The following is a 23,923-nucleotide window of genomic DNA, read 5'->3' as shown; positions in this document are numbered from 1 at the left end:
ACTCCTTGCCATGGTGCGATGGCATGTAGAGAAAAGCCTATAGCTTGAAGGCGTGACGAGCTTGATATGAAGTGACTCAGCTGTGTCTAACCCCAGATTAACGCGACCTTAACCCCCTGCTTGATCAGGTTCTAGAAAGTTCACCTGTTGAAGTTTTGTGCCTGGTTTTGTCGATCTGTAACAGGAGATTTTGAGGGTTTAAGGCCAAGGGTTTAAGGTCAAGGGTTTAAGGCTGTTCTCTAAACCTTAAACCCTGCACCAGTCTCCCCATCCAACACCTGCCGCACTTTTTGGGCTAGCGCCGATGGGGTAAAGGGCTTTTGTAGAAAGGCTACGTCGGCCTTTGAAACGCCGTGGTGAATCACGGCATCGTCGGTGTAGCCAGAGAGAAACAGCACTTTGCAGTGGGGATGGGTGTGGGTCACCTGGGCAGCCAGTTCGCGTCCCCCTAGGTGGGGCATCACCACATCGGACATCAGCAGGTGAATGGGGCCGGGCGCATGCTCGACCAGGTGTAGAGCCGCTTGGCCATTGGCGGCCTCTAACACCCGGTAGCCACAGCGCTGCAAAACGTGAATTTCTAGAGCACGCACGGCATCTTCGTCTTCGACGACTAAGATAGTCTCGGTGCCCTGGGGCAGGGTGCGCGATCGCGCCTGCGATCGCCCCTCAGGCAGCGGCTCAGCCACCAGCGGCAGGTAGATCTGAAACCTCGTCCCTTGGCCCACCGCACTCTCTACCGCGATGTGGCCGCCCGACTGCTTGACCATGCCATGCACTGTGGCCAAGCCCAGTCCGGTACCCTTGCCCATAGGTTTAGTGGTAAAAAAGGGCTCAAACATTTTGGCCTGGGTCGCAGCATCGATGCCGCAGCCGGTGTCGCTCACCGTTAGCAGCACGTATTTTCCGGGGCTCAAATCAGATACCTGGCGGCAGTAGGCTTCGTCTAGCTGCACGGTCTGGGTAGCCAGGGTAAGGGTGCCGCCCTGGGGCATAGCGTCGCGAGCATTGACCGCCAGGTTCATCAACACCTGCTCGATCTGACCGGGGTCAGCTTTAATCGGGCCGAGGGTAGGGCTCAGGTCAGTAGTTAAAATAATGTCTTCGCCGATCAGGCGGCGCAGCATCGTTTCGGTATTGCTGACCACAGTGTTGAGGTTGAGCGTCTGAGGAGCCAGCACCTGCTGACGGCTAAAGGCCAGCAGCTGGCTGGTTAGCGTACCAGCGCGTTCGCCCGCCTGATAAATTTCGCCCAGCAGCTGGGCGGCGGAGTCACTGGCGGGAATACGGCTCTGCAAAAGCTCGCTATAGCCCTTGATTACGGTAATCAGGTTGTTAAAGTCGTGGGCAATGCCTCCCGCCAGCCGACCGATGGCCTCCATTTTTTGGGCCTGGCGAAACTGTTCTTCGAGTTGCTGCTGTTCGGTGACGTTGCGGGCCTGCACCAGGTAAGCGGAGCGATCGGCGAAGGTTAGGCCGTAGGTGGAGATCTCGACGCTGATAATCTCCCCAGTTTTCTTGTGGTGTCGCCAGACGCCGCGACGTTCGAGGGATGAGCCTGCCTGAGCCAGCCGCTCCATTAAAGCGGGCACATCCTCGCGCGGATAAATATCTTGCAGGGTCATAGTCAAAAACTCGTCGCGGCTGTAGCCATACTCAGCTACAGCGGCATCGTTGACGGCTAGGCAGGCCAGGGTGGTGCGATCGCAGACCAACACTGGGTCAGTGATGGCTTGAAATAGCTGGCGGTAGCGAGCTTCGCTGGCGCGCAGGGCGGCCTCAATGCGTTTGCGTTCGACAATTTCGGCCCCTAGTCGCCGGTTGGTCTGCTGTAGGCTCTCAACCTTTTTCTCCAGCTTGCGAAACAGGGCCTCGCTGTAGTCTTTGAGCAGAGCCTTTTCTTCAAGCTGGGGCTGGCGCACTGAGGACTGGGCCGAGTCGGGGTTGCCCAGTAGAGCCGTGATGCTGGCCATCAACGCCTCGGGTTCAGCCGGCTTGACTAAAAAGGCGTCGGCTCCCAGATCAAAGGCCAGGCGCTCATCCTTAACGTCGGTATAGGTAGCGGTGTAAACCATAAAAGGAATGGCCTTGAGCTGGTCGTCAGCCTTCCACTGGCGCAGCAGGGTGTAGCCATCCATCACCGGCATCAGCAGGTCAGAGATAACCAAGCTGAGGGGCTGCTGGCGAGCTTTAGCTAAAGCTTCGGCCCCGTGGTGGGCTTCTACTACGGTGTAGCCATGCCCCTGAAGCAGCATGCGCAGCAGGTAGAGATTTTCAGCGTTATCGTCAACAACCAGCACCTGACTCATGGGACAACATCTCCTGGAGTGGCGAGGAAGAACCGCTCCACCTCATTGCCGAACGATTCGGGGTCGATGGGTTTTTCAATGTAGCCTTCGGCTCCGGCGGCCAGGCATTTTTCGCGATCGCCCACCATGGCGTAGGAGGTCACCGCCACAATAGGGATTAATTTGAGCTGCGGGTCGCTCTTCAGGGCGTAGGCCACGGCATGACCATCCATGCCGGGCAGCTGAATGTCGAGCAAAATCAGGTCGGGGCGGGCGATCGCCGCTAGCTCCAGCCCTTGAAGGCCGGTTTCTGCCTGAAGAACGTTGTGGCCCCGCTGCTCCAGCAAAAACTGCACCAGGTAGCGATTTTGGGGATTGTCTTCGATCAATAAAATGGTCTTCATGGTGTCTCCGGTGCTTGCAGCGGCAGCGTCACGGTAAAGGTGCTGCCCTTCCCCCAGTCACTCTCGGCCTGAATGGTACCTCCCATCAGGTCAATCAGGCGACGGCAGATCGCCAGACCAAGTCCCGTGCCCTCGTGGTTGCGGGTTAGCCCCGAGTCGATCTGCTGAAAGGGTTGAAACAGGGTAGGCAGATCCTCGGCTTTAACCCCTATGCCCGTATCTGACACCCGCAACCGCAGCGTCGCTGGGGCAGTGCCAGTCCCAGGGGGTTCATGCATCAATTCTGCCGTTAGGGCGACTTCGCCGCGATCGGTGAATTTAATGGCATTGCTCAGCAAATTGAGCAAAATCTGCTCAAACCGACGCTGGTCGGTAACGGCTTTGCCCAGGGCTGGGGCCACCTCAACGCGCAGACTTAACTCTTTAGCCTCGGCCTGGGGCTGCACGATCGCCAGCACCTTGGCAATCGACTGGTGCAGGTCAAAGGGCTCACGGGCCACCTCTAGCTGCCCGGCTTCGATTTTAGAAATATCGAGCACGTCGTTAACCAGAGCCAGCAGGTGGCGGGCGCTAGTGCGCACCATGCCCAGCTGCTTGCTCTGCTCTGCGTTGAGCGGCCCGGCCAGCCCCTGCAAAACAATGCCAGTAAAGCCAATAATCGAGTTCAGCGGGGTGCGCAGCTCGTGGCTCATGGTGGCTAAGAAGGCCGATTTGATGCGATCGGCCGCCTCAGCCCGATGTCGCTTTTCGCGCTCGGCCTCGGCCTGCTTGCGGGCAGTCATGTCGGTGCCAATGCTGAGAATTTCGACCACTCGCCCCTCGGCATCGAACTCAACGCGGTTAGTCCAGGCCACCCAGACGCGCTGGCCATTGCGACGCACATTTTCGTTGATGTTCTGCTCAAAGGCGCTGGGGTTGGCGCAGATGCTGGCGATGAGCTGCTCTAGGTTGCGGCCGCTGCTTTCGGTGGGGGGCACGATGGTTGTCATCACGTGGCAACCGAGAATTTCGGCTTCGCTGTAGCCAAAGAAGCGCTGGCCGTACTCGTTGAGAAAGGTGATGTACCCATCGGAGTTCCAGCGCAGGATAATGCTGTTGGCATGCTCAACCAGTTCACGGTATTTGCGCTCGCTTTCGGCCAAACGAGTTTCTGCTTGCCGCCGCTCCGAAATATCAATGCCGACCCCCACCAAGCACCAGGTGTTGTCAAACTGCACGCCCTGCCCGGTGAAAAAGTAAGGGGTGGCGGTGCCGTCCTTGGCAACGAAGTTGGCCTCAATGGACGATGCGCCATCCCTAAAGACCTGCTCAATGCGCTGTTTTAACTGCTCTTTGTCGTCCTCTGCAAAGAAGTCGAGGGGATGCATCTGGGCAATTTCGGCGGCGGAGTAGCCCGAGACTTGCTCAAAGGTTTGGTTCCAGCGCAAAAAGCGCCCCTCGGTGTCGTAGAAGTAGAGCATGCCGGGCATGCTCTCGAGCATGATGTCGGCAAACCGCTTTTCGTCGCGAAGGGCCTGCTCAGCCTGACGGCGGGCAGCATCACGGGCAAAGGTTTTGAGCGCAAAGGAGAGATCGCTAGCGGCTTCTTTGAGCAGGGCGATCTCTTTGTTGTGAAAGACGTTGGGCTGGGCGGCGTAGACGTTAAGCACCCCCGCTACGGCATCATCCGCCCAAATCGGAAAGTGGGCTGAGGCCCGAAACTTGCCGTGGGCGATCGCGCCGCGCCAGGCGCTGGTGGCCGGGTCACTGAGGGCATCGTTGCAGATGTAGGGCTGGTGCGATCGCAGCGCTATAGCAGCCAGGCCAACCGACCGATCAGAAGCTGGTGCCTGGCCCTGATCGATGGCCAGCAGGCTGGGCACCAGGCTGCCGTCGTCGCCGTAGGCTGCTATCGGCTCTAGCCTGTCTAGGTCTGTGCAGTGCCACCCAATCCAAGCCATGCAGAAGCCGCCATCATCGACCAGCACCTGACACACCTTTTGAAAAAGCTGGTCGCGATCGGTGGCCCAGACAATTGCTTGGTTAATCTGACTCAGGGCCGCGTAGAGTCTCGACATCCGGGCCAGTTCTCGTTCTCGCGCTTTCAGCGCAGTAATATCACGAGCAATTTTTGCAGCACCAATAATCGCCCCGCTGGCGCTGAAAATGGGCCATACAGTCACTGAAACATCAATTAGGCATCCGTCCTTAGCGAGTCGCTGAGTCTCTAGCTGTTCTACCCGTTCACCCCGACGGAGACGTTCCAAAATAAAAACTTCCTCCTGTCGTCGGGACTCGGGAATAATCCGGGTGATTGAGGTGCCGATCATTTCGGCGGCAGCATAGCCGAACAGGTTTTCTGCCCCCCCGTTCCAGCCGGTGACGATACCGTTTAAGTCTTTGCCAACAATTGCGTCGGGAGAGGTCGCAATCATGGTAGTTAAATATTCGCGGTCGGTCTGGGCCTGGTTGCGATCGCTCAAATCACGAATTAGCGCCAGCAGCGTGCCGTCGGGCATCAGGGTAGCAATTACCTCCGCCGCAAACAGGGTGCCATCCTGGCGGCGAAATTGCCATTCTTGCTGATAGTCAACTCCACTGTGGATGGCCTCTAGGGCGGCTGCGATGGTTTGCCCCTCGGTTTGCACTGCCAGATCAGCAGCGTGCAACCTCAAAAATTCCTCGCGGCTGTAGCCAAACATCTTGCAGGCGGCGGGGTTGGCGTCGAGGTAATAGCTCTCGGCGCTGGCCAGCACGATGCCGAGCTGAGCGTAGTCAAATAGGGTGCGGTAACGGGCTTCGCAGGCCTGCAACTGCTGGGCCATAGCCACCATAGACTGCAAAGAAAGGGGGTGCGTCATAGAGAAAACGCCCTTGAAGATAAGTTGTGCAAGACCTTGATCAGCCTGCCAACAACTCCGATCTTAACCGCTGTATTACGGTGAAAACGAGGGTAACTGTGGGTACTCCGTGACCTTATATCCTTAGGGGTATGCTCATAGGGGCACCTCGGCAATATCTGCGATCGCAGGCAGGGTCATCACCCGCTCCTGGCCAAAGCGCTCTGACCACCGCTGGCAGCGCACCGCAAAGGGGCATTGAGCACAGTAGCCCAAAGCCGGGTCGACCTTGGGCAGATCGTTCTCAGCGGCCAGCAATGCAGTTAGGGTATCGGTCAACCGTTGCAGGTCGGCTTCGGTGCGGCGGTGCTGAGCGGCAGTGTAGGCAATGGTGGTACTGCTGGGCGGTTTAGACACCGCCTGAGCCATCGGAGGGGCGACAAACCAGTAGGTCATCGTCACCTGCTCTGGAGCCAGATGACTGGTTTCGACTAACAGATAGAGGTAGAGGCGAGTCTGCCAATCCTGGGTTAGCTGGGCTAGCTGGGGCGGATTTTGGTAGGTCTTCCAGTCAACAATTTGGCCGCTGGTCGGCCCCATCACCAGCAGGTCATAGATGGCGGTTAACCCATAGCCGTTGAAGGCCAGGGTGCGGCGGTGCTCGCTTTGGCGAAAGCCATTGGCCTGGGGCAAAAATAGCTCTGGCGCAGCGGCCAGTAAACTATGTACCGCCGCCTCTAGGGCAGCATCTTCTTTTAACAAGTCATCGACGGGCAGGCCCAGATCTCGCTGCTGCATCACCCGGTGAAACTCAGTACCCCACCGCTGCCGCTCTGCTACAGCAGGATCCATGGGTGCCGTGTGGTGCTCCAGGTAGGTGTATTGGTAGCGCCGGGGGCAAATTTCCAGCAGGCGTAGATGGCCCTGGGTGAGGGAGAGCATAGGGAAAGGGGTGCAGGGTTTAGGGTTCAAGGCTTTTTCAAACCTTGTACCTTAAACCTTAAACCCTGCACCCCTCCTCCGGCAGTCCTCTATAGCGTTGCTCTAAACAGTCGCCAACAGCTTGTCGATGTTTTTGGCGGTTTCAAAGAAGTAGGCGGCGTTCTCTTCGGGAGTGCCGGGCAGAATGCCGTGGCCCAGGTTGAGAATGTGGCCGCGATTGCCTGCTTTTTTGATGGTGTCAAGGATGCGATCGCGAATCAGATCCTGGGAACCAAACAAAATCGCCGGGTCGATATTGCCCTGCACCCCAATGTTGGGGCCTAAGCGGCGGCGGGCCTCAGCCATGTCCATCGTCCAGTCCACGCTGACGATGTCAACGCCAGACTCACCCATCAGGTCAAACACACCGGCGCTACCGCTGATGTAGAGGATTAGAGGGGTATCGGGATGGGTCTGCTTCACCTGCTGCACCACCCGCTGCTGGTAGGGCAGGGCAAAGGTGCGGTAGTCCATGGGGCTGAGCTGCCCAGCCCAGGAGTCAAACAGCTGCACCACCTGAGCGCCACAGTCGATTTGGTAGCGCACGTAGGTGGCGATATTGTCGGCCAGCTTGCCCAGCAGGGTGTGCAGCATGGCGGGCTCGCTAAAGGCCATGCCCTTGATGTTGGTGTAGCTCTTGGAGGTCTTGCCCTCCACCGCGTAGGCCGCCAGCGTCCAGGGAGACCCCACAAAGCCCAGCACGGCAGCGTCGTTGCCGACTTCCTGCCGCAGGGTTTGCAGAATGGTGCGAATGTAGGGCAGCGCCGTTTCGGGATCCAGATCATGCACTGCATCGATCTGAGCCTGGGTACGAATGGGCGGTTCGATGATTGGCCCCTTGCTCTCGATGATGTCGAAGGGAATGCCCATGCCCGGCAGCGGCGTCAAAATGTCGGAGAACATAATCACCCCGTCGGGGCGAAAGGCGCGCCAGGGTTGGAGCGAGATCTCAATGGCCAAGTCGGCGTTTTCAGAGCGATCGCGAAAGGACGGATACTTGTCGCGCAAATCGCGGTACACCTGCATGTAGCGACCCGCCTGACGCATCATCCACACCGGCGGGCGCTCTAGCGCTTCGTGGCGAGCAGCGCGGAGCAACAAAGGTACCTGGTTCACTGCGGTCATGGAAGGCGTCACCAATTTACAAGAACAGCGTTACAAAACAGTTTTCGGCGTAACCGTTAGCTTATCACTCTGTGATGCTTCTAAATTCTTACGGGAAAAGGGGTTCAGCACTTTTTGTATTGCAACATTTGTACACAATTCCAGGGTTCTCGGCAGAGTCAAGCCTAAGGGAGCAGGCCCCTGCGAGGCGAACCCTAAACCCCTACGGATTTGAGAGCATCACCATCTCTGTTGATGGTCTAACAGAGTTATAGGGAAAATGCTTGTCTGACTTTGAACTCGCATGGTTTCGAATGCTGTGGTAGGGGGAAAAGATGCCAAACAATTCTGTGGGCGATCGCATAGCAAATTACTTTGAGCTAAGCGCAAAAATTGCCCAGTTCGACAGCCAAAAGTTGCGCGCCCTGCTGAGCAATAGTGAATCAAAGCTCGGGTGGGGGCTGACCCAGACGATTGCCGTTGGACAGTCTCAGGTTTTTGTCAAACGTATTCCCATCACCCAACTGGAATATGACAATCTATTCTCTACCAAAAATCTCTATGACCTACCCACTTATTTTAATTACGGTCTTGGCTCTGCGGGGCTAGGTGTTGCCGGTTTAGGGGTGTTTCGTGAGCTTATTACTCATATCAAAACTACCCATTGGGTATTGGAGGGGGCGATCGCTGCTTTCCCCCTGATGTACCACTATCGAATCTTGCCCTATGCAGGTTTACCCACAGAGATTGACAAAGATAGCCTCAAGGAATTTGTAGCGTATTGGGGCAACCATGAAAACACCGGTACTTACATGTTAGAACGAGCAAACGCCCGACATGAGCTGATTTTATTTTTAGAACACCTGCCGCAGACGTTAGAGACCTGGCTTCAGCACCATCCCCAGACACTGCCAAAAGTCTTAAACGATCTGCGCGAGATCATCGCTTTTTTGAGCACCAAGAAAATCATTCATTTCGATGCCCACTTTCGCAATATTCTTGCCGATGGCAAACAACTCTATCTAACCGACTTTGGCCTGGTCCTCGATCAGAGCTTTGCATTAACAGAGCATGAACGTGCTTTTTTTGAGACCCACAGGCTCTACGACTATGGTGAAATTTTCCGCAATGTTGGCCATATGGTTCAGTGGCACTACGATTCATGCTCATGGCAGGCCAAACGCAGCATTAGGGCCATGTGCGGCATAACAGACAACACTGAGCGTTATGAGATAGTTACTCTACTGCTCAAAAATCTAGAGCAGATTCATGCCGATGGCATGACGGATTTTGACGCATCTTGGGTGGCTGTGATCATCAAATACCGCAGCGTAGTTTTGCTAACCCGAAATTTCTTTTTTGATATTTGGGGAAACGCCAAAAAAGATACTAAATTTCCCCATAAAGCCCTAGAGCAGCTGCTTACAGAGGCAGAATTCCTACCTTCAATGGCGGGTTCGGCTCGCTAGCCCTTGGCAACAATTCTCCACAAATAGACGAAACTACCCGCCGCCCAGCACCCTCCCCAGCCTGCGCTTTCGGCACCATTAGTCTCTGGATGGCTTTCCCCAAGTTATTACGGCTCCGGCATTGAACCCTTAAACAGAGTCAACACCACAGTTACCCACTGCCTAAACGGGAAATAGGGAGCGCTTCGCTTTAGAATTGAAAACTGTGACTAGTTGGCGAAACGCAGATTATCCCCATGGAAATTGTGAACTTTTTTGAAACCCTGGCCGGCAAGTGGTTTTCTCAGCGCACCATTCACAACCTGGCTGGTCAGAGTTCCCAAGCGGGGCAGTCTAATCTGCTGGTTGAGTTTTTGCCTGCCACCGATACCGATCTGGCCCAGGTCTGCACCACCCTTGGCCACGACCCTAGCCAAATTGCCTGCGGTCTTCGGGTTCACCAGGACAGCCAGCTTGAAGGGGAAAGCCAAAAAATCCAGAGCAGCGCCCTGATGGTGATTATGACTCCCACCGATGGGGGGGATGGGGTGCTGGTACAAGCGCCCACGTCGTCATCGGCGGTTCAGGGTAACTACCGGGTTGAGGATGAAGTGTTAACCATTGTCACCCCCACCGACGCGGGGCAGGTAGAGGAGCGCCTGTGGTTTGTAAACCCTAACCTGCGCATGCGCACTAGCGTGCTCAAAACTGGAGATGATGTGCAAATGGCATCGTTCTGCTCAGAAATTCGGATGGGCGGAGCCAAACCGGCCGACTGAGCACGTTTCCCAAGAAATCAGATATCCCCCGACTACAGCCGAGGGATATAGAGTCACTGATGTTGAACGCTGTGAAACAATCGGGCGCGTCTACTGTGGATAGCGCAGGGTTGGCAAAAAAACTCTGTCCCTTAAAGACCCTCTTCTCGTCGCCCTCTCTAGACAGAGATAGTCACGCTCAATCGCGGTGACTTAACTAAGTTTCCGTCAGGACAAGCGCGCTGGGGATGACTCAAATCAGGGGGTCTGGCAGAGGCGCTTGACCCTCGGAGCCGACGGCAACATTAGGCGGCTGAAGATCGGGTTGCTCCTCGGGCAGCTTTTGCACGATGAGTTCGTTGCCGTCGCGGCCCAGAACAGCCACGGTGTCACCGGGCACCAGTTGCACTCCAGCAGCGGCGCTGATCGCAGTCCAGTAGACCCCTTCAAACTTAACCTGGTACTTGCGGCCCTCTAGAAGGTCTTGAACTAGAGCTGTTTTATCCGTCCAGGCTCCCTCTGGAAATGTAGGTTCATCAGCCGAGTCAGCGGCCCACTGAATATCTTGGGGTGAATCAGCTTCGGGAAAGACATCTTCTATTAGGTCGTCTGACATGGCTCAAACCTTTTGTAGGATAAGGACTAGTTTCGATGGGTTCTAGGGTTTAGAACTCATCCTGGAGATAGATAGCAGCCTGAAAGAGATAGCAGCGTGAGATAGATAGAATGTCACCATTAGAGCATTGGTGAGGCGGGGTGGTTGGCAGGGGCACCGCTAAGTCGCTATGCTGCCCTGGAATGTGAGGACAAGTAACGGCTATGGCAGGGTCTCAGATCGAACAGTGGCACGAGCCAGAACTAAAAACCGACCCAGGGGTGGAGAGCGCAGCGACGGCGGCAGCTATCACCCTAGCGCCGTTACCCGCACCACGGCCTCGCCCTCGGTGGCAGAGAAGGCTGGCGATCGCCGCTGGGGTAGGAGCCTTGGGCGGTCTCGGCGGTCTGCTGTGGTGGGTTTTGCGCACACCGCCCCATCCCTACGTGATAGATATTTCGCCCTCCCAGAGTGAGTATGCGATCGCTCGGGGAGAAAGCCCGAGCCTGAGCTGGCAGGTGAGCAACCCTCGCCAAGTGCAGACCATGCTGCTGCGCGGCTATGCCCCGGACGGCACCCTGGTGTTTGGTCCTGAGACCTACGACCTATCGGAGGGGCTGCCGGTTGGCCTGCTGCCCTACTGTGACCAGACCAGACGGCTGCTCACCTGTCGCGAAGTGCCCCTCGAACTGCGTGAGCCTGGCCAATACCGCTTTGAGCTCACCCTGATGCCCGATATGGATCTGAACTTGGCCCCTATCCAGGCCGAGAGCAGTCTAGTCACCGTGGCCGACCTGCCCCAGCCCACCGTGGTCGAACTTGTCCCCGACCAGGTGATTTACTCCGAAGCTGGTACCCAAGTTTCGGCCAACACGCCAACCTTAGCCCCGCCGGTCACCGATGCTGGCATTCGCGTCAGCTGGATTGTCACTAACCCCGCAAGCCTGCAAGACCTACTGCTGGTGGTCAAGCGGCCCGATGGCACGACCATAGGAGGGCGGCGGTTTGCCCTGCGCAAACCAGATGGCCCGGCCCAGGTGTCTCTGCCCGAAGAGCTTCAGCCCTTTTGCAAACTGGAAGACCGGCTGATTTGCCAAGGAGTACCCAGCGGCATGCTGGAGGTGGGGCAGTACCAGTTTGAGCTCACCCCGGTACCGGCTAACCTGGGCGATCGCGAGCTGCCGGCAGCCAAACAGAGCGAAGTGGTAAATATTCAGCCCCGCCCAGTGCGCATCGCCTCGTTCACCATTAACGGACGTGAGGCTCAGCCCAAATATCTAGTGCCGGTAGAACCGGGCCAGCAAATCCCTGGGTTCCAAGTGGCTTGGCGGGTAGAGGGCGGCTCAACGGCCAAAGTTGAACTGCTGCCTTCGCCAGGGACGGTGGGCCTTCAGGGAGCGCTGTCGATGCCCCTTAGCCCGGCAGGCACTACCACTGTGACCCTGCGCGTCACCGATGGCCAAAACCCGCCCCTAGTGCGCGCGGTTACCTTTGAGACCTTTAACCCTCGCCCCAACCAGCCCGTCATTATCAATCAAGGCGGCGGTACCGCCAGCAGCAGTGGTCAAACAGCCCCAGCACCTCGGCCTACGCCCTCACCAACCGCCCGCCCCCGCGACCCCCTAGGCGAAAGCCTCCGCACCCGAGGGTCAACCCCTGGCAGCAATCTCCCCGACCTGCAAAACCGCCCGCCGGAAGAGTTAGACCTCAACTTTTAGGGCAGCATCAATTGTTAGCGGGGGTAGCGGGGGGCTATGGCGAGTTCTAGTTCTGACCAAGTAGACCACAGCCCAGCGCTGCGATCGCTGATGGCCCAGGCAAATATTGCCAGCTACCGTGCCCTCAGCCAAGTCTGTGGCGTGCCCCGCTCGGCGATCGACAGCCTGCGCCAGGGGCAAGTCGGGCGACTACGGGTGGACGTGCTGCAACGCCTTGGCCAAGCCCTGGGACTGTCGCTAGAGGCTTTGGTGGATAGATTTAGCTCGCTCAACCTGTCCCAGCCGATAGGAGGCTCTGGGGCTGAGGCTCTGGGTCAAATTAAAGCCCTGCGGCAGGAGTGCGATCGCCTCCAAACCCAGCTCGCTACCCAGGCCGTCACCGTGCGCCAGCAGGTGCAGCAGGAGGCGATCGCCCAGCTAGAGCCTTGGCTGGTGCAGTGGCCCACCGCCGCCCACGCTGCCCAGCAAAAGCCTGATCTCTCCGCCCAAAAACTGCTTCCCCTGGTGCGCCCCGTAGAAACCCTCGTACAGAGCTGGGGCGTCACCCCCATAGAAACGGTCGGGGCCGAAGTGTCCTACAATCCGCAGATTCACCAGCCTAAGGCAGGCGCTTTGTCACCAGGACAGCCAGTGAGAGTCAGCCATGTGGGATATCGTCAGGGCGATCGCCTGCTGTATCGGGCCAAAGTTACGCCGATCCAAACTTAGACGCCATTGCCCTTAACTAGGTGCCAGCTCAGAAAAAACTTTTACCCTGGCTATAAATACCCAATAAAGTTTCAGATTTTTTTGCAATTCCCTACGGAATTTGGGCCTCAGTATGGGAATCTTATGCGTGGGTAGGTCATAACCGGGCAAGCCCACTGCACCCTTACTATACAGAACCCCACTTCCTAGCTGAACTCCCTATATTTGAAAAGCTCCCCGCCTAGGCGGGGAGCTTTTCGTTAGACCAAGCAATTTTGAATTGCCCTCCTCACCCCCTCACCGTCCTCATCCCCTCCCCTCACCCATCCACCCATCCACTCTCCTACCCGCCTACCCACCTACTCCTCCCGCTCCGGCTTCAGCAATGGAAAAGCGATCACATCGCGAATGCTGGGGCTATCGGTGAGCAGCATCACCAGGCGATCGATGCCAATGCCCTCGCCACAGGTAGGGGGCATACCGTGCTCTAGGGCCGTGAGAAAGTCTTCGTCTACGCCCGTAGCCTCCAGGTCGCCCGCCGCCTTACGCGCCGCCTGCAATTCAAAGCGCTGCCGCTGATCGATGGGGTCGGTCAACTCCGAAAATCCGTTGGCGGTCTCTCGGCCCACCACAAATAGCTCAAATCGTTCCACCACCCCAGGTCGGCTGCGGTGGGGCTTCGACAGAGGCGAAATCTCGATCGGGTGGTCGATCAGAAACGTCGGCTGAATTAGGGTTTCTTCGATTTTTTGCTCAAAGACTTCGTTCAACAGTTTGCCGATTGAGTCGCAGTCTTCAACACCGTGCAGCTTGAGATCCTTCACCGCCGCCTGGGCTTCTTCAAGAGTGGTGAACTGGCGAAAATCTAGCCCGATGTGCTCCTGCACTAGGTCGTGCATCGTCACCCGCTTCCAGGGCGGAGTCAGATCGATGTCTACGCCTTGATAGGTAATCTTGAGCGTGCCTAGAATGTCTTTAGCTAGAGTAGCGATCAAGTCTTCGGTGAGATTCATCAGATCGTGGTAGTCGGCATAGGCCTGGTAAAACTCCACGCTGGTGAACTCGGGGTTATGGCGGGTCGACACGCCCTCGTTGCGAAAGATGCGGCCAATTTCAAACACTCGCTCAAAGCCGCCCACCACCAGCCGCTTCAGGTGCAGCTCGGTAGCGATACGCAGGTAGAGATCCATCTCCAAAGTGTTGTGGTAGGTGACGAAGGGGCGCGCCTCGGCCCCCCCGGCCTCGCTTTGCAGCACTGGGGTTTCAATCTCTAAAAATCCCCGATCTTCTAAATAACGACGAATACCGGAGGTGATCAGCGCCCGCTTGCGAAAGGTGTCGCGCACGGTGGGGTTGACAATTAAATCGACGTAGCGCTGGCGGTAGCGCTTGGCCACATCCGTCAGGCCGTGCCACTTGTCAGGCAGAGGCAGCAACGATTTGGTGAGCATGGCGTACTCCTGCACCTTGACCGAGAGTTCGCCCTTTTCGGTGCGCTTAATGGTGCCGCACACACCGAGAATATCGCCCACATCGGTGAGCTGCTTCAGGTGCTCAAAGGCCTGGAGGTTAGGCTCCCTCATATAGGCGTCAATGGTAGCCTTTTCCAGGTACAGCTGAATGATGCCGCTCTCATCCTGCAGGGTAAAGAAGGCCAGCTTGCCAAACACTCGCCGCGCCAAAATTCTCCCGGCGAGGGAAACCAGAGCATCCACCTCGGCTCCGGCTTCTATGTCAGCGTATTTGGCCTGCAAGTCGGCGGTGTGGTGAGTGACATCCCACCTATAGGCAAAGGGGTTTTGGCCTAGCTGCTTGAGGTCTTCTACCTTTTGCAGGCGGGCGGCGCGGATTTCGTCAAGGCTAGAGGCGCTTTGGCCTGGGCGGTTAGAGTCAGACGACATAGCTAGGGAGTGAATGGCAAAACGTCACAAGCCCTCATTATAGGGAACCCTGGCCCCCGCACCGCGAAGAGCGGCAATCCTTTAACGCAGATAAGCCCGACCGCCAGCCCCTATCTAAACGGTAGGGAGCCAGCGGTCAGGCTTACGATTAAATCTGGAAATAGAAGCCTAGAAGTAGGCGTAGGAAGATGCCGTAGCGGCGGCGATCGCAACCAGCCCCTGCCGCACGAACGACAGCAGCAAGAAGGCAAGGATGGGCGAGATATCAATGCCGCCCAGGGGAGGAATGATCGAGCGGAATAGGTTCAGGTAGGGGTCGGTCAGCTGGCTCAGCACCGAGAAAGGCGGGCTAAACCAATCCACATTGGGAAACCAGCTCAGAAGAATGCGTACGATCAGCAAGATCGTATAGATCGATAAAAACGTGGTGAGGGTTTGTACCAATATGTCCATTTGAGAACCTCGGCAGTAGTCGTTATCAACAATACACGGAGCGTCTAAGTCTGTCAGTTAGTGTAACGGTTTGCTTCGTCCAGCACGGAGCGAACCCGGTAGATTTGCTTAAGAGTCTATGCGGGAGGGGCTTTCCCAAGGGCGCTCAGAGTGACCGTTGATGCCGCCGAGCTGCTGCCGCACGTCGTCGATCGCATCGTTGAGCTGGGCAATTTTGTCTTCTAGGCCGAGACGGGCGGCTTCAATGCTCGCTTCGTCGGGGTCATCAAATTCGCCAAAGGCCAAGCTGCCGCTGGTTTTGGGTAGCGCAGACTTAACTTTGCCCCCCGACTGCTGAATGCGCGTGGCCGCCAGCGCACCCACCACGCCACCCAGAGCGCCACCCACCAGGGTGCCGAGCAAAAATCCACCGACGAAATTGTCTTGTTGACTCATAGGTCGTTAATCCATCTAACCCAAAGAACCGAAGCCTACAATACTCTAATTGTGGCAAAGCAACGGCCAACTGCACAGTACAAGTCCGGCAATCGCACCCGATCCCGCTTTCATTCTGACGGATTTTAGGCAGCGATCAAGCTAGGTGCCAAAGGTGCGATCGCCCGCATCCCCTAGCCCCGGCACAATAAAGCCGCGATCGTTCACCTCTTCGTCAATCATGGCGGTGTAGATAGTCACTGCAGGGTAGGCCGCCGCCAGCTTTTGCAGGGCCGGAGGTGCCGCCACAATCGAAATAATTCGCACCACCGCTGGGTCAATGCCCCGCTGGGTCAGCTGCTCCATCATTGCCATGATGGTGCCGCCCGTGGCCAGCATTGGTTCGCTGATAATTACCCGCGTGGCGGGGTCGAGCTGTGCCGGCAGCTTGTTGAGGTAGCAGCTTGCCTCCAGGGTTTCTTCGTTGCGCACAAAGCCCACGTGGTACACCGAGGCCAGAGGCAAGAGCGCTTGAATGCCGGGCATCAGCGCCAGCCCCGCCCGCAAAATCGGCACGATCATCGTCGGCACCTCAGGGTTAACAAAGGTGGCTGGAGCCGGGCCAAGGGGCGTATTCACCGTCGTATCCATCGTCGGCACCCACTCGCGAATGGCCTCGTAGGTGAGCCAACGGCCCAGTTCTTCCATCGCCGAGCGAAATAGCGGCCCCGGCGTATCGGCGTCGCGGGCTACCCCCAACCAGTGCTTAATCAAAGGATGCGGCGGAACATAAATACGCAGTTGAAAAGATGACATAGCCCAGTTGCCCGCGAAAAATCTGCCACATCATACCCCGGAGGCCCGCAGAGAAGCGATTTCTCTCTCACCTCCCGCGACTTCCTCACTCTCAATTCAAAATTCAAAGTTCAAAACTCTTCCCCAACTCCCCCACACCCCTACTCCCGCACTCCCTACGGCTCTCCTCCTACGGTCTATTCGGTGTGAAAACCCTGTTTTCACAGGGGTAAGCCACACCTGTGCTCACCCCTTGTTTTTGTCAAGATAGTTATGTCAGCGCAAGGAGATAGCAATGGCAAAGCGATTTTTTAGTAAGCCCTTTATGAACTGGTACCGTCAGTTGTTACGCAACTCTAAATATCGTTGGGTTGTGCTGTTTGGCACCCTGGTTTATCTAGTCAGCCCCATTGATATTGCTCCCGATGTTTTCCCAGTTTTGGGGTGGCTTGATGACGGCCTAATCGCCACGATCGCCGTTACCGAAATCACCCAAATCTTGCTCGATCGCAGACGCAATCTGCGCCAGGTCGATGAGACCATCGCGACGACAAAGTCCGTTGATACCAGTGGAAACGTGATTGATATCGATGCTGTCGCCGTCCGCTAAATCTAATTCAGGTGTGCTGTTAGAGCGCTGCTGGTGAGAGAACACCACTGCCAACCTGACTCAAAAACATCCTTGTTAACCCCATTTCTAATCAGGAGAAACTCCATGGCCAATACTGTACAAGACCGCGTTAAGACCGAGTGGGAAAAGGCTCAAAAAGAAGGTGGCCAGCGCGCCAGCCGCATTCGCGAAATCGTCAAAGCTGCTGCTGTCGAAGCCCTGGCTGAACTTAGAGAAGGTTCCAGCGAAATCGAAACCCAGGGCCGTAAAACCCTGGCAGAAATGATTGAGCAACTGCGGGCCAACGAAGCAGCTGATGCCGCTGCCGCTGAAGCAGTGGCCGATGCAGTGACGGAGGCTGTTCAAGCCGAAGCGAATGCTGAAACCAGTGCCCCTGCCCCTACCTGGTCGCAAATCTTTGCCGACCTGCGCTATCTAGCCGACGATCGCAAAGTTGGCTGGGCCCAGCAGCTTCTGTCTGGCCTCCAGACCCAGATCGATCGCTTCGACACCAAAATGGCCACAGAACAGGGCGATCGCTACGACGTTGTCCGGCCCCTAGTGCGCGGCTTTCGTTCCCTAGTAGCGTTGGCCTACAACAAACTGGGCCAGCCCGCTGCGCCCCCTGCGCCTACTCCCGTCCGCATCGTTGTGCTGGATGATGTCGAAACCTCAACGGATGACTCGACGAACGTCTAGTTTTGGTTGGTTGTGTGTTGATCCTTAGGTAAAGCAAGAGTGCCCCCGCGTGACATCGTGGGGGCTTTTTTATCGAAAGCGCGGTTCTGATACTGAGGGCACCAAAAACGGTAACAAAGTACGGGGTTACGTTGCGCAGTGCAAACCTGTGCAACGTTTCCTGGCGTGGCGCTCCCCAGCGGTCGATCAGCTTGATAGAACAGTGAAACCACGGGTTTGGTGGCTAGATCTGGCCAACCCAATGGCGATACTCCTCTTTGGCGAGTGTTTACCTATGGTTAGCTCTCCTCTCGCCCAGCCTTTTCAACGAGCCCAGTCGGGGAGTAGCCTGTCTGCCGCCGACCCGCAGCTAGCTCTGGCCGTGGCCGATGATGGGTTTTTGCGATCGCTGCTCACCGAGAGTTTGCCGGCGATCGCCCACCCCCACGAAATTGGCGCTGTCACCGTTGAAGTCGGCGTTCCTCTGACCAACAGCCAGGGCCGCATCGATGCTGTGCTCACCTTCGAGCACATCAACTGCGTGCTGGCTGGCTCCTACCCCGATGCGCCGCTGCCGCCCGATGTTCACAACCATCGTGAATACCAGGCCATCACCCCCTGCCACTCTGACCTCGCTACCCTGGCGCAAAACGTTTCCCTGACCGAAGCGGAGGCACTGCTGGCGCGATCGGGCTTTGACCCTGACGAGGTGCAGCACATTCTCAACTTGCCCTCCCAGGGATGGCACAAGTCGTGGTGGTACAGCCTTGCCCCAGATGGGTTTCTCACCGTGCCCTTTCAGCGCCACATTCGCAGCCGCTGCTATGCCGACGGCACCGTCACCCTGCAATTTAAAGACCACTACGCCCAGCAGCGCCCGGAGGGTTTTCGCAGCCAGCCCCAAAAGCTGCCGGTGGTGGTGCACTCGCCCCAGGCCAGCTTTTGCGACAACCTAGCCACCATCAATCTCAGCCGCCAGGCATTCGCAACTCCCCAGGCGATTCTGATTGCCGACGACTTATCAGAGCTCGAAGTTGAGGGCTACATTCGCCAAAACGTCAGCCTCTACCGCCAGCGCAGTTTGGAGTATCTGCTCAACGCCAACTGCCGCTCCTGCGGTCAGACCAAGTGCCCGCTTCAGGGGGTAGATTCGTCGCCCGTGTTGGCCTGTAGGTCGTTTCGACCCATAGATGTAGGAACGTAAACCTGCCCCGGTGGGTTGAGCAGCACCGGCATTTTGCTAGAGGTAGCATGGCGCTGAATTTGACCCCAGCTCAGGGTTACGGCCCCGCCTGCTAGCAGCAGGCCAAACAACGCCAAAGAGACTTTATCTTCTGTCGCCCCCATGAGGCCATCGACAGCGCCTACGGTGAGCGCTGTAGCCAGCCACGGTTGTTTTCTAAAAAGCGCCTTAATGGGTCGGTCTCCTAGATGTAACAGATTTAATGACGGTGAAGTGGCCTCTAAAGATCCCTTTGTCTCCCTTCAAAAGGGAACTGCTGAGTGAAACTTTTGCGACAAAAACTTAGAGAGATCTGGCTTAGTTATGAAGTATCGTTCCCAATACCGCGAAGAGCCTACCTAACGCAACCCCAGCCAGGTGACGATCGCCTGTCCGGTGGCCATCTCAAACAGCACCAGCGCCACAAACCCAAGCATGGCGGCGCGCCCGTTTAGCCGCTCGGCGTAGTCATTAAAGCCCGCCTTAGAACGCTCAATGGTGGGGGTGACGGTAGGTTCGAGGTTGGCCATGGGTTTAGGATGTGTCGTTTGCTTTCCTAGCCTACCCCATGGGCTGATCGTTGTGGTAATGGGCGTGGACAGACGAGGCGATCGCCCCTCAACTCCATCTCCGGCCACCACACCGTGATCTGCCGCAGGGGGAGGTGGGCTTCGTGGGAAGAGAATGTGGCCAAGGAGAGGTCAGCAAATGGCGTTACCAGGTATTGCTACTCTGCATTTTGGGAAACTGGCCGGTCTAGATACAGCGCCACCCGTTCCATCAGTTGTGGAATGTATCCATAGAAGCGTTCGTTGCGTAGCTGCATGGCATCGACCGTACAGCTGCCACAATGTACCTCGGCTGGTGGCACCGCGATCGCCTGCACCACCTCATCCGACACGCCAGCCCAAGGCAAATGTCCCTCCGGAGCCTGCAATGAGTAGGTCAATTCCGACTCGTTTAACCAGTCGCTGCTGATGAAGTCAACCTCAGCGCGAGGAGCCGCCAGTTTCCAGCCGACGCGATCGCGAAAGGCATTCACCGCCGCTTCGCCATTGTTGGGATGAGCGGCCAACGCCTCCTGCCAAAGACGCCACTGCACACTGAGACCAAATCGCCCGTCACTGGCCGTCAGCCAGAGCTGGTCAATGGCATTGATCAGCTCTGGCCGCAACAATACCGGATCAGAGGGTAAAGGATCAGACGGTGGTAGTGAGGTTGACCCTGGGGCCAGCAACCGCCGGGTTATGCGATCGGCAGCAGCCCAGTCCTCAGCTTGCAGTCGTTCTTGCAGCAGCGTCAACTGCTCGTCAATCGCTCCATCGAGGTTGGCATTCGCAGTCTGGCAGGTGCCCGCCATTGAGCGCACGTACTCACTAGAGCTCAAGTAGTGGACGGTCTGTATCTGCTGTGGCAGTTCGCGGGTAGGGCGCAGACTGACGTAGAGGCCATGCACCGAATCTGGTGTTCCATAGAGACGGTCGGCATCGTTGGGCTGACCGCGAAAAGGGTCTTCAAAGGGCAGTTGAGCATAGTCTGCATCGGGAGCCAGTTGCCCATAGTCATTTAAGGCAGCGGCATTGAGCAGGGTTTGCACCCGACCCGTCCGATCTTGCCACTGCACCGTTAGGGTCAAGGCTGTTGCGATCGGGTTTGGCGGATTGTCTGTCGCAGTGGTCTCCGGTAGGCTGCCCGCTAGTCGGTAGGTTAAACTCCCTCCCTGGCTCAGAGAAACCGTCGTTTCGCAGGCGATCTGGTAGGGGTTGCTCTGGGCATCGACGGGGAGTGGTGTAGTGGTTGCCAGAGCGACCGTCAAAACATAGCCTAACGGCTTCAGGACTAGCATCTTAGCCATGGGCGTTAACTTCCAACAGAATAGGGGCTGCGGCCAGTATCAGCCATTTCGGATGAGCCACTGTCCTGGTTGCGCAAATTGATACGCGATCGTGTGGTTTAACATCCGTTTGAAAAGTGGGTTTCTGATACGACTATTCCAAACTACCGGTTTAGCCAGGGGCGGTGCAGACCCCAACCCCTCCCCTTACAATAGAAACTCAAATCCTCGACCCCAAGAAACCGTGGCAGCAACCTCCTCTCAGGCCAAGAAGCCCACCCTGATGCTGGTAGACGGCCACTCCCTGGCCTTTCGCTCCTACTTCGCCTTTGCGAAAAATGCCGACGGTGGTTTGCGCACCTCCACCGGCATTCCCACCAGCGTGTGCTACGGCTTTCTAAAGTCGCTGCTCGACATGATGGAGGTGGAAAAGCCCGAGTACGCCGCCGTCGCCTTTGACCTCGACCAGCCCACCTTTCGCCACACGGCAGACAGCACCTACAAAGACGGTCGCCCCGAAGCCCCCGAAGGCTTTGGCGAAGACGTGCGAAATCTCAAAGAGCTGCTGACTGACTTTGGCCTCAATATTTACGTTGCCCCCGGCTTTGAAGCCGACGACGTGATTGGCACCCTGGCAACGAAGGCCTTAGCGGAGGGATTTTGCGTCAAAATTCTCAGCGGCGATCAGGATCTGTTTCAGCTGATTGACCCTGACGAGTGCATTACTGTGCTGCACCTGGGTAACGCCTTTGCCAAGGGGCCAAAGACGGGGATGGCGCAGGAGTTCAAAATTGAGGATGTCAAAGCCAAGCTCGATATTTTTCCTCACCAGGTGGTGGATTACAAGGCGCTGTGCGGTGACTCGTCAGACAATATCCCTGGCGTGAAGGGGATTGGGGCCAAGACTGCCGCTAAGTTGCTGGCTGAGTATGGCGACTTAGATTCCATCTACGCTGACATTGACAACATCAAGGGCGCGACCCAGAAGAAGCTGATCGAGGGCAAAGAGTCGGCCTACCACTCGCGCTACATGGCCAAAATCATTACCGATATTCCCAATGGAGATTTGTCTATCGATCTGGCTACCTGTAAGCTGGACGGGTTTGACCCCGATGTGGTGATTCCAGCGCTCAAAAAGCTGGAGTTTCAGAATTTTGTCAACCGGCTGGGCAAGCTGCAAATTGCCTTTGGGGGCCAAGCGGCTGAGGAAACAGCGACGAAGGCTAGCCAAGCGCTGAGTGGGGATGCCAGCACCAGCAAAGAACCCAGTCGCTCTAGCCGCTTTCAGGATACGGGCGGCGCGGATGTAGCCTTCTTTACGGCGGAGGAAACCGACAGTGCCCAGGGGGTGGATGAGGTGGCGATCGCCCCTCAGATCATCACCACCGAGGCCCAGCTCTACGAACTGCTGGACATTCTTTCCACCCAAAAAGATCCCCAAACCCCCGTTTCCTGGGACACCGAGACGACATCGCTGGAGCCAAGGGACGCCGCACTGGTGGGGATCGGCTGCTGCTGGGGCACGGGCCGCGACGAGATGGCCTACATTCCTGTGGGCCACAGCGACGGAGAAATGTTGCCGCTAGAGACGGTGCTAGACGCGCTGCGTCACGTTCTCGAAAGCGATGAGTTTCCTAAAGCGCTGCAAAATGCTAAGTACGATCGCCTCGTGCTGCGCCACCAGGGCATTCAGCTGGCGGGGGTGGTGTTTGACACCATGCTGGCCAGCTACGTGCTCAACCCCGAGACCAGCCACAACCTGACCGATCTGAGCCTGCGCTACCTCAACCTCTCTGCCCAAAGCTATGAGGATTTGGTGCCCAAGGGCAAGACTATCGCCGATATGGCGATCGCCGACGTGGCCAACTACTGCGGCGCCGACGTGCACACCACCTACCTGCTGGTGCCCAAACTTCAGGCTGAGCTGGACGAAGTCCCCGACCTCAAAACCCTGTTTGCCCAGGTCGAGCTGCCCCTAGAGCCGGTGCTGGCGGAGATGGAATGTACGGGCATTCGCGTTGACCCCGATTATTTGGCTACCTTCTCAAAGCAGCTCGAAACTGACCTGGCCCGTTTGGAAAAATCCGCCTATGAAGCTGCTGGGGAGACCTTTAACATGGGGTCTCCCAAACAGCTGAGCACGCTGTTTTTTGAAAAGCTAAAGCTCGACAAACGCAAGTCGCGCAAAAACAAGTCGGGTGGCTACTCCACCGATGCGCCAACTCTGGAAAAACTCCAGGGTGACCATGCCGTGGTGGATTTGGTGGTAGAGCACCGTACCCTCTCTAAGCTGAAATCCACCTACGTGGATGCCCTGCCCACCTTGATTCGGCCCGAGACCCACCGAGTGCACACTGACTTTAACCAGGCGGTGACGGCTACCGGGCGGCTGTCGTCGTCGAATCCCAACCTGCAAAACATCCCCATTCGCACCGCCTTTAGCCGCAAGATTCGGGCGGCGTTCATTCCCGAAAACGGCTGGCAGCTCGTGGCGGCAGACTACTCGCAGATTGAGCTGCGCATTCTGGCTCACCTCAGCGGCGAGCCCGTGCTGGTAGAGGCCTACAAAAATAACGACGACGTGCACGGCCTCACGGCCAGGCTGCTATTCGAGAAAGACGACATCACGGCGGAAGAGCGGCGGGCGGGCAAGGTGATCAACTTTGGCGTTATTTATGGCATGGGGGCCTCTCGCTTCGCCCGTGAGGCTGGGGTCCACCGCGCCGATGCCAAGACCTTTATCGATCGCTACTACGAGCGCTACCCCAAGGTATTTGAGTACCTGCTGCAAATGCAGCGCGAGGCGATCGCCCACGGCTATGTGCAGACCATCTGCGGGCGGCGGCGCTACTTCAACTTTACCGATGGGAAATTGCGATCGCTGCGCGGCACTGACCCCGCCTCCATCGATCTAGATTCTCTGCGCTCCAATGGCTTCGATGCCGGTTCGCTGCGGGCAGCGGCCAACGCCCCCATTCAGGGCAGCAGCGCCGACATCATCAAAATTGCCATGATCCATTTGCACGAGCTGCTGAGGGATTATCAGGCCAACCTGCTCCTCCAGGTTCACGACGAACTAGTGTTTGAGGTGCCCCCCGACGAGTGGGAAGAGCTCCAGCCAAAAATTACCGCTGTGATGGAATCTGCTGTGGAGCTGAAGGTGCCCCTGAAGGTTGAAGCCCACACTGGGCCAAACTGGATGGAAGCCAAGTGA

General features: G+C 57.1%; 20 protein-coding genes. 8 read left to right on the top strand and 12 right to left on the bottom strand.

Going from position 1 to position 23,923, the window contains the following annotated elements; translation table 11 throughout:
* Positions 1-239: 239 nt before the first annotated feature.
* From H6F75_RS07515 to hemE, 5 genes are all read right to left on the bottom strand, one after another.
* Complete coding sequence (locus H6F75_RS07515; protein WP_190750756.1) at positions 240-2,309, bottom strand: response regulator; 2,070 nt, start codon at positions 2,307-2,309, stop codon at positions 240-242.
* On the bottom strand, positions 2,306-2,692 hold the full coding sequence (locus H6F75_RS07510) for a response regulator (protein WP_190750754.1): 387 nt from the start codon (positions 2,690-2,692) through the stop codon (positions 2,306-2,308). The genes H6F75_RS07515 and H6F75_RS07510 overlap by 4 nt, the downstream gene beginning before the upstream one ends.
* Positions 2,689-5,532, bottom strand: a complete 2,844-nt coding sequence (locus tag H6F75_RS07505; RefSeq protein ID WP_242019788.1) for a PAS domain S-box protein — start codon at positions 5,530-5,532, stop codon at positions 2,689-2,691. Before H6F75_RS07505 ends, H6F75_RS07510 begins: the two co-directional genes overlap by 4 nt.
* 135 nt (positions 5,533-5,667) lie before the next feature.
* Complete coding sequence (locus tag H6F75_RS07500; RefSeq protein WP_190750752.1) at positions 5,668-6,453, bottom strand: PD-(D/E)XK nuclease family protein; 786 nt, start codon at positions 6,451-6,453, stop codon at positions 5,668-5,670.
* Between the two features lie 102 nt (positions 6,454-6,555).
* A complete protein-coding gene (hemE, locus tag H6F75_RS07495; RefSeq protein WP_190750750.1) occupies positions 6,556-7,617 on the bottom strand; it encodes a uroporphyrinogen decarboxylase in 1,062 nt (353 codons plus the stop codon).
* 314 nt (positions 7,618-7,931) lie between these two features.
* Between hemE and H6F75_RS07490 the strand changes: the two genes are divergently transcribed.
* Entirely contained in the window at positions 7,932-9,065 is a 1,134-nt protein-coding gene (locus tag H6F75_RS07490; RefSeq protein WP_190750748.1) for a hypothetical protein, read from the top strand.
* A 236-nt stretch (positions 9,066-9,301) separates the two neighbouring features.
* Positions 9,302-9,823, top strand: a complete 522-nt coding sequence (locus tag H6F75_RS07485) for a phycobiliprotein lyase (RefSeq protein ID WP_190750746.1) — start codon at positions 9,302-9,304, stop codon at positions 9,821-9,823.
* Positions 9,824-10,055: 232 nt separating this feature from the next.
* Here the strand turns inward: H6F75_RS07485 and H6F75_RS07480 are convergent, their stop codons facing one another.
* A complete protein-coding gene (locus H6F75_RS07480) occupies positions 10,056-10,418 on the bottom strand; it encodes an NfeD family protein (protein WP_190750744.1) in 363 nt (120 codons plus the stop codon).
* A gap of 203 nt (positions 10,419-10,621) precedes the next feature.
* Between H6F75_RS07480 and H6F75_RS07475 the strand changes: the two genes are divergently transcribed.
* Both H6F75_RS07475 and H6F75_RS07470 read left to right on the top strand, forming a co-directional pair.
* On the top strand, positions 10,622-12,115 hold the full coding sequence (locus tag H6F75_RS07475; protein ID WP_190750742.1) for a hypothetical protein: 1,494 nt from the start codon (positions 10,622-10,624) through the stop codon (positions 12,113-12,115).
* A 36-nt stretch (positions 12,116-12,151) separates the two neighbouring features.
* A complete protein-coding gene (locus H6F75_RS07470) occupies positions 12,152-12,823 on the top strand; it encodes a helix-turn-helix domain-containing protein (RefSeq protein ID WP_190750740.1) in 672 nt (223 codons plus the stop codon).
* 338 nt (positions 12,824-13,161) lie between these two features.
* Here the strand turns inward: H6F75_RS07470 and lysS are convergent, their stop codons facing one another.
* From lysS to upp, 4 genes are all read right to left on the bottom strand, one after another.
* Entirely contained in the window at positions 13,162-14,703 is a 1,542-nt protein-coding gene (gene lysS / locus H6F75_RS07465) for a lysine--tRNA ligase (protein ID WP_190750738.1), read from the bottom strand.
* Positions 14,704-14,871: 168 nt separating this feature from the next.
* Positions 14,872-15,156 carry a YggT family protein gene (locus tag H6F75_RS07460; RefSeq protein WP_190514563.1) on the bottom strand — a complete coding sequence of 95 codons (285 nt, stop codon included), beginning with the start codon at positions 15,154-15,156 and terminating at the stop codon, positions 14,872-14,874.
* Positions 15,157-15,264: 108 nt separating this feature from the next.
* Positions 15,265-15,591 carry a hypothetical protein gene (locus tag H6F75_RS07455; RefSeq protein ID WP_190750736.1) on the bottom strand — a complete coding sequence of 109 codons (327 nt, stop codon included), beginning with the start codon at positions 15,589-15,591 and terminating at the stop codon, positions 15,265-15,267.
* A 141-nt stretch (positions 15,592-15,732) separates the two neighbouring features.
* Positions 15,733-16,386, bottom strand: coding sequence for a uracil phosphoribosyltransferase (upp, locus tag H6F75_RS07450; RefSeq protein WP_190750734.1), 654 nt, complete (start codon positions 16,384-16,386; stop codon positions 15,733-15,735).
* A 274-nt stretch (positions 16,387-16,660) separates the two neighbouring features.
* Here upp and H6F75_RS07445 point away from each other — a divergent pair, with 274 nt between their 5' ends.
* The 3 genes from H6F75_RS07445 to H6F75_RS07435 all read left to right on the top strand — a co-directional run bounded on the left by H6F75_RS07445 (position 16,661) and on the right by H6F75_RS07435 (position 18,857).
* The gene (locus H6F75_RS07445) at positions 16,661-16,975 is read left to right on the top strand and encodes a YkvA family protein (RefSeq protein ID WP_190750731.1); all 315 of its coding nucleotides are present in this window, start codon (positions 16,661-16,663) and stop codon (positions 16,973-16,975) included.
* Positions 16,976-17,080: 105 nt separating this feature from the next.
* Positions 17,081-17,674, top strand: a complete 594-nt coding sequence (locus tag H6F75_RS07440) for a hypothetical protein (RefSeq protein WP_190750729.1) — start codon at positions 17,081-17,083, stop codon at positions 17,672-17,674.
* A gap of 274 nt (positions 17,675-17,948) precedes the next feature.
* The gene (locus H6F75_RS07435) at positions 17,949-18,857 is read left to right on the top strand and encodes a hypothetical protein (protein ID WP_190750727.1); all 909 of its coding nucleotides are present in this window, start codon (positions 17,949-17,951) and stop codon (positions 18,855-18,857) included.
* A gap of 377 nt (positions 18,858-19,234) precedes the next feature.
* Here H6F75_RS07435 and H6F75_RS07430 read toward each other — a convergent pair whose 3' ends face one another.
* Positions 19,235-19,405, bottom strand: coding sequence for a chlorophyll a/b-binding protein (locus tag H6F75_RS07430; protein ID WP_190702182.1), 171 nt, complete (start codon positions 19,403-19,405; stop codon positions 19,235-19,237).
* A gap of 197 nt (positions 19,406-19,602) precedes the next feature.
* Positions 19,603-20,730 carry a GUN4 domain-containing protein gene (locus tag H6F75_RS07425; RefSeq protein WP_190750725.1) on the bottom strand — a complete coding sequence of 376 codons (1,128 nt, stop codon included), beginning with the start codon at positions 20,728-20,730 and terminating at the stop codon, positions 19,603-19,605.
* Positions 20,731-20,992: 262 nt separating this feature from the next.
* On the opposite strand from H6F75_RS07425, the gene polA reads away from it, so the two are divergent.
* Positions 20,993-23,923 carry a DNA polymerase I gene (gene polA / locus H6F75_RS07420; RefSeq protein ID WP_199303829.1) on the top strand — a complete coding sequence of 977 codons (2,931 nt, stop codon included), beginning with the start codon at positions 20,993-20,995 and terminating at the stop codon, positions 23,921-23,923.

The organism is Nodosilinea sp. FACHB-131, from assembly GCF_014695395.1.
GTDB lineage: Bacteria > Cyanobacteriota > Cyanobacteriia > Phormidesmidales > Phormidesmidaceae > Nodosilinea.
The sequence above is the reverse complement of the archived record's forward strand: the minus strand, read 5'-3'. Positions and strand labels throughout refer to the sequence as shown.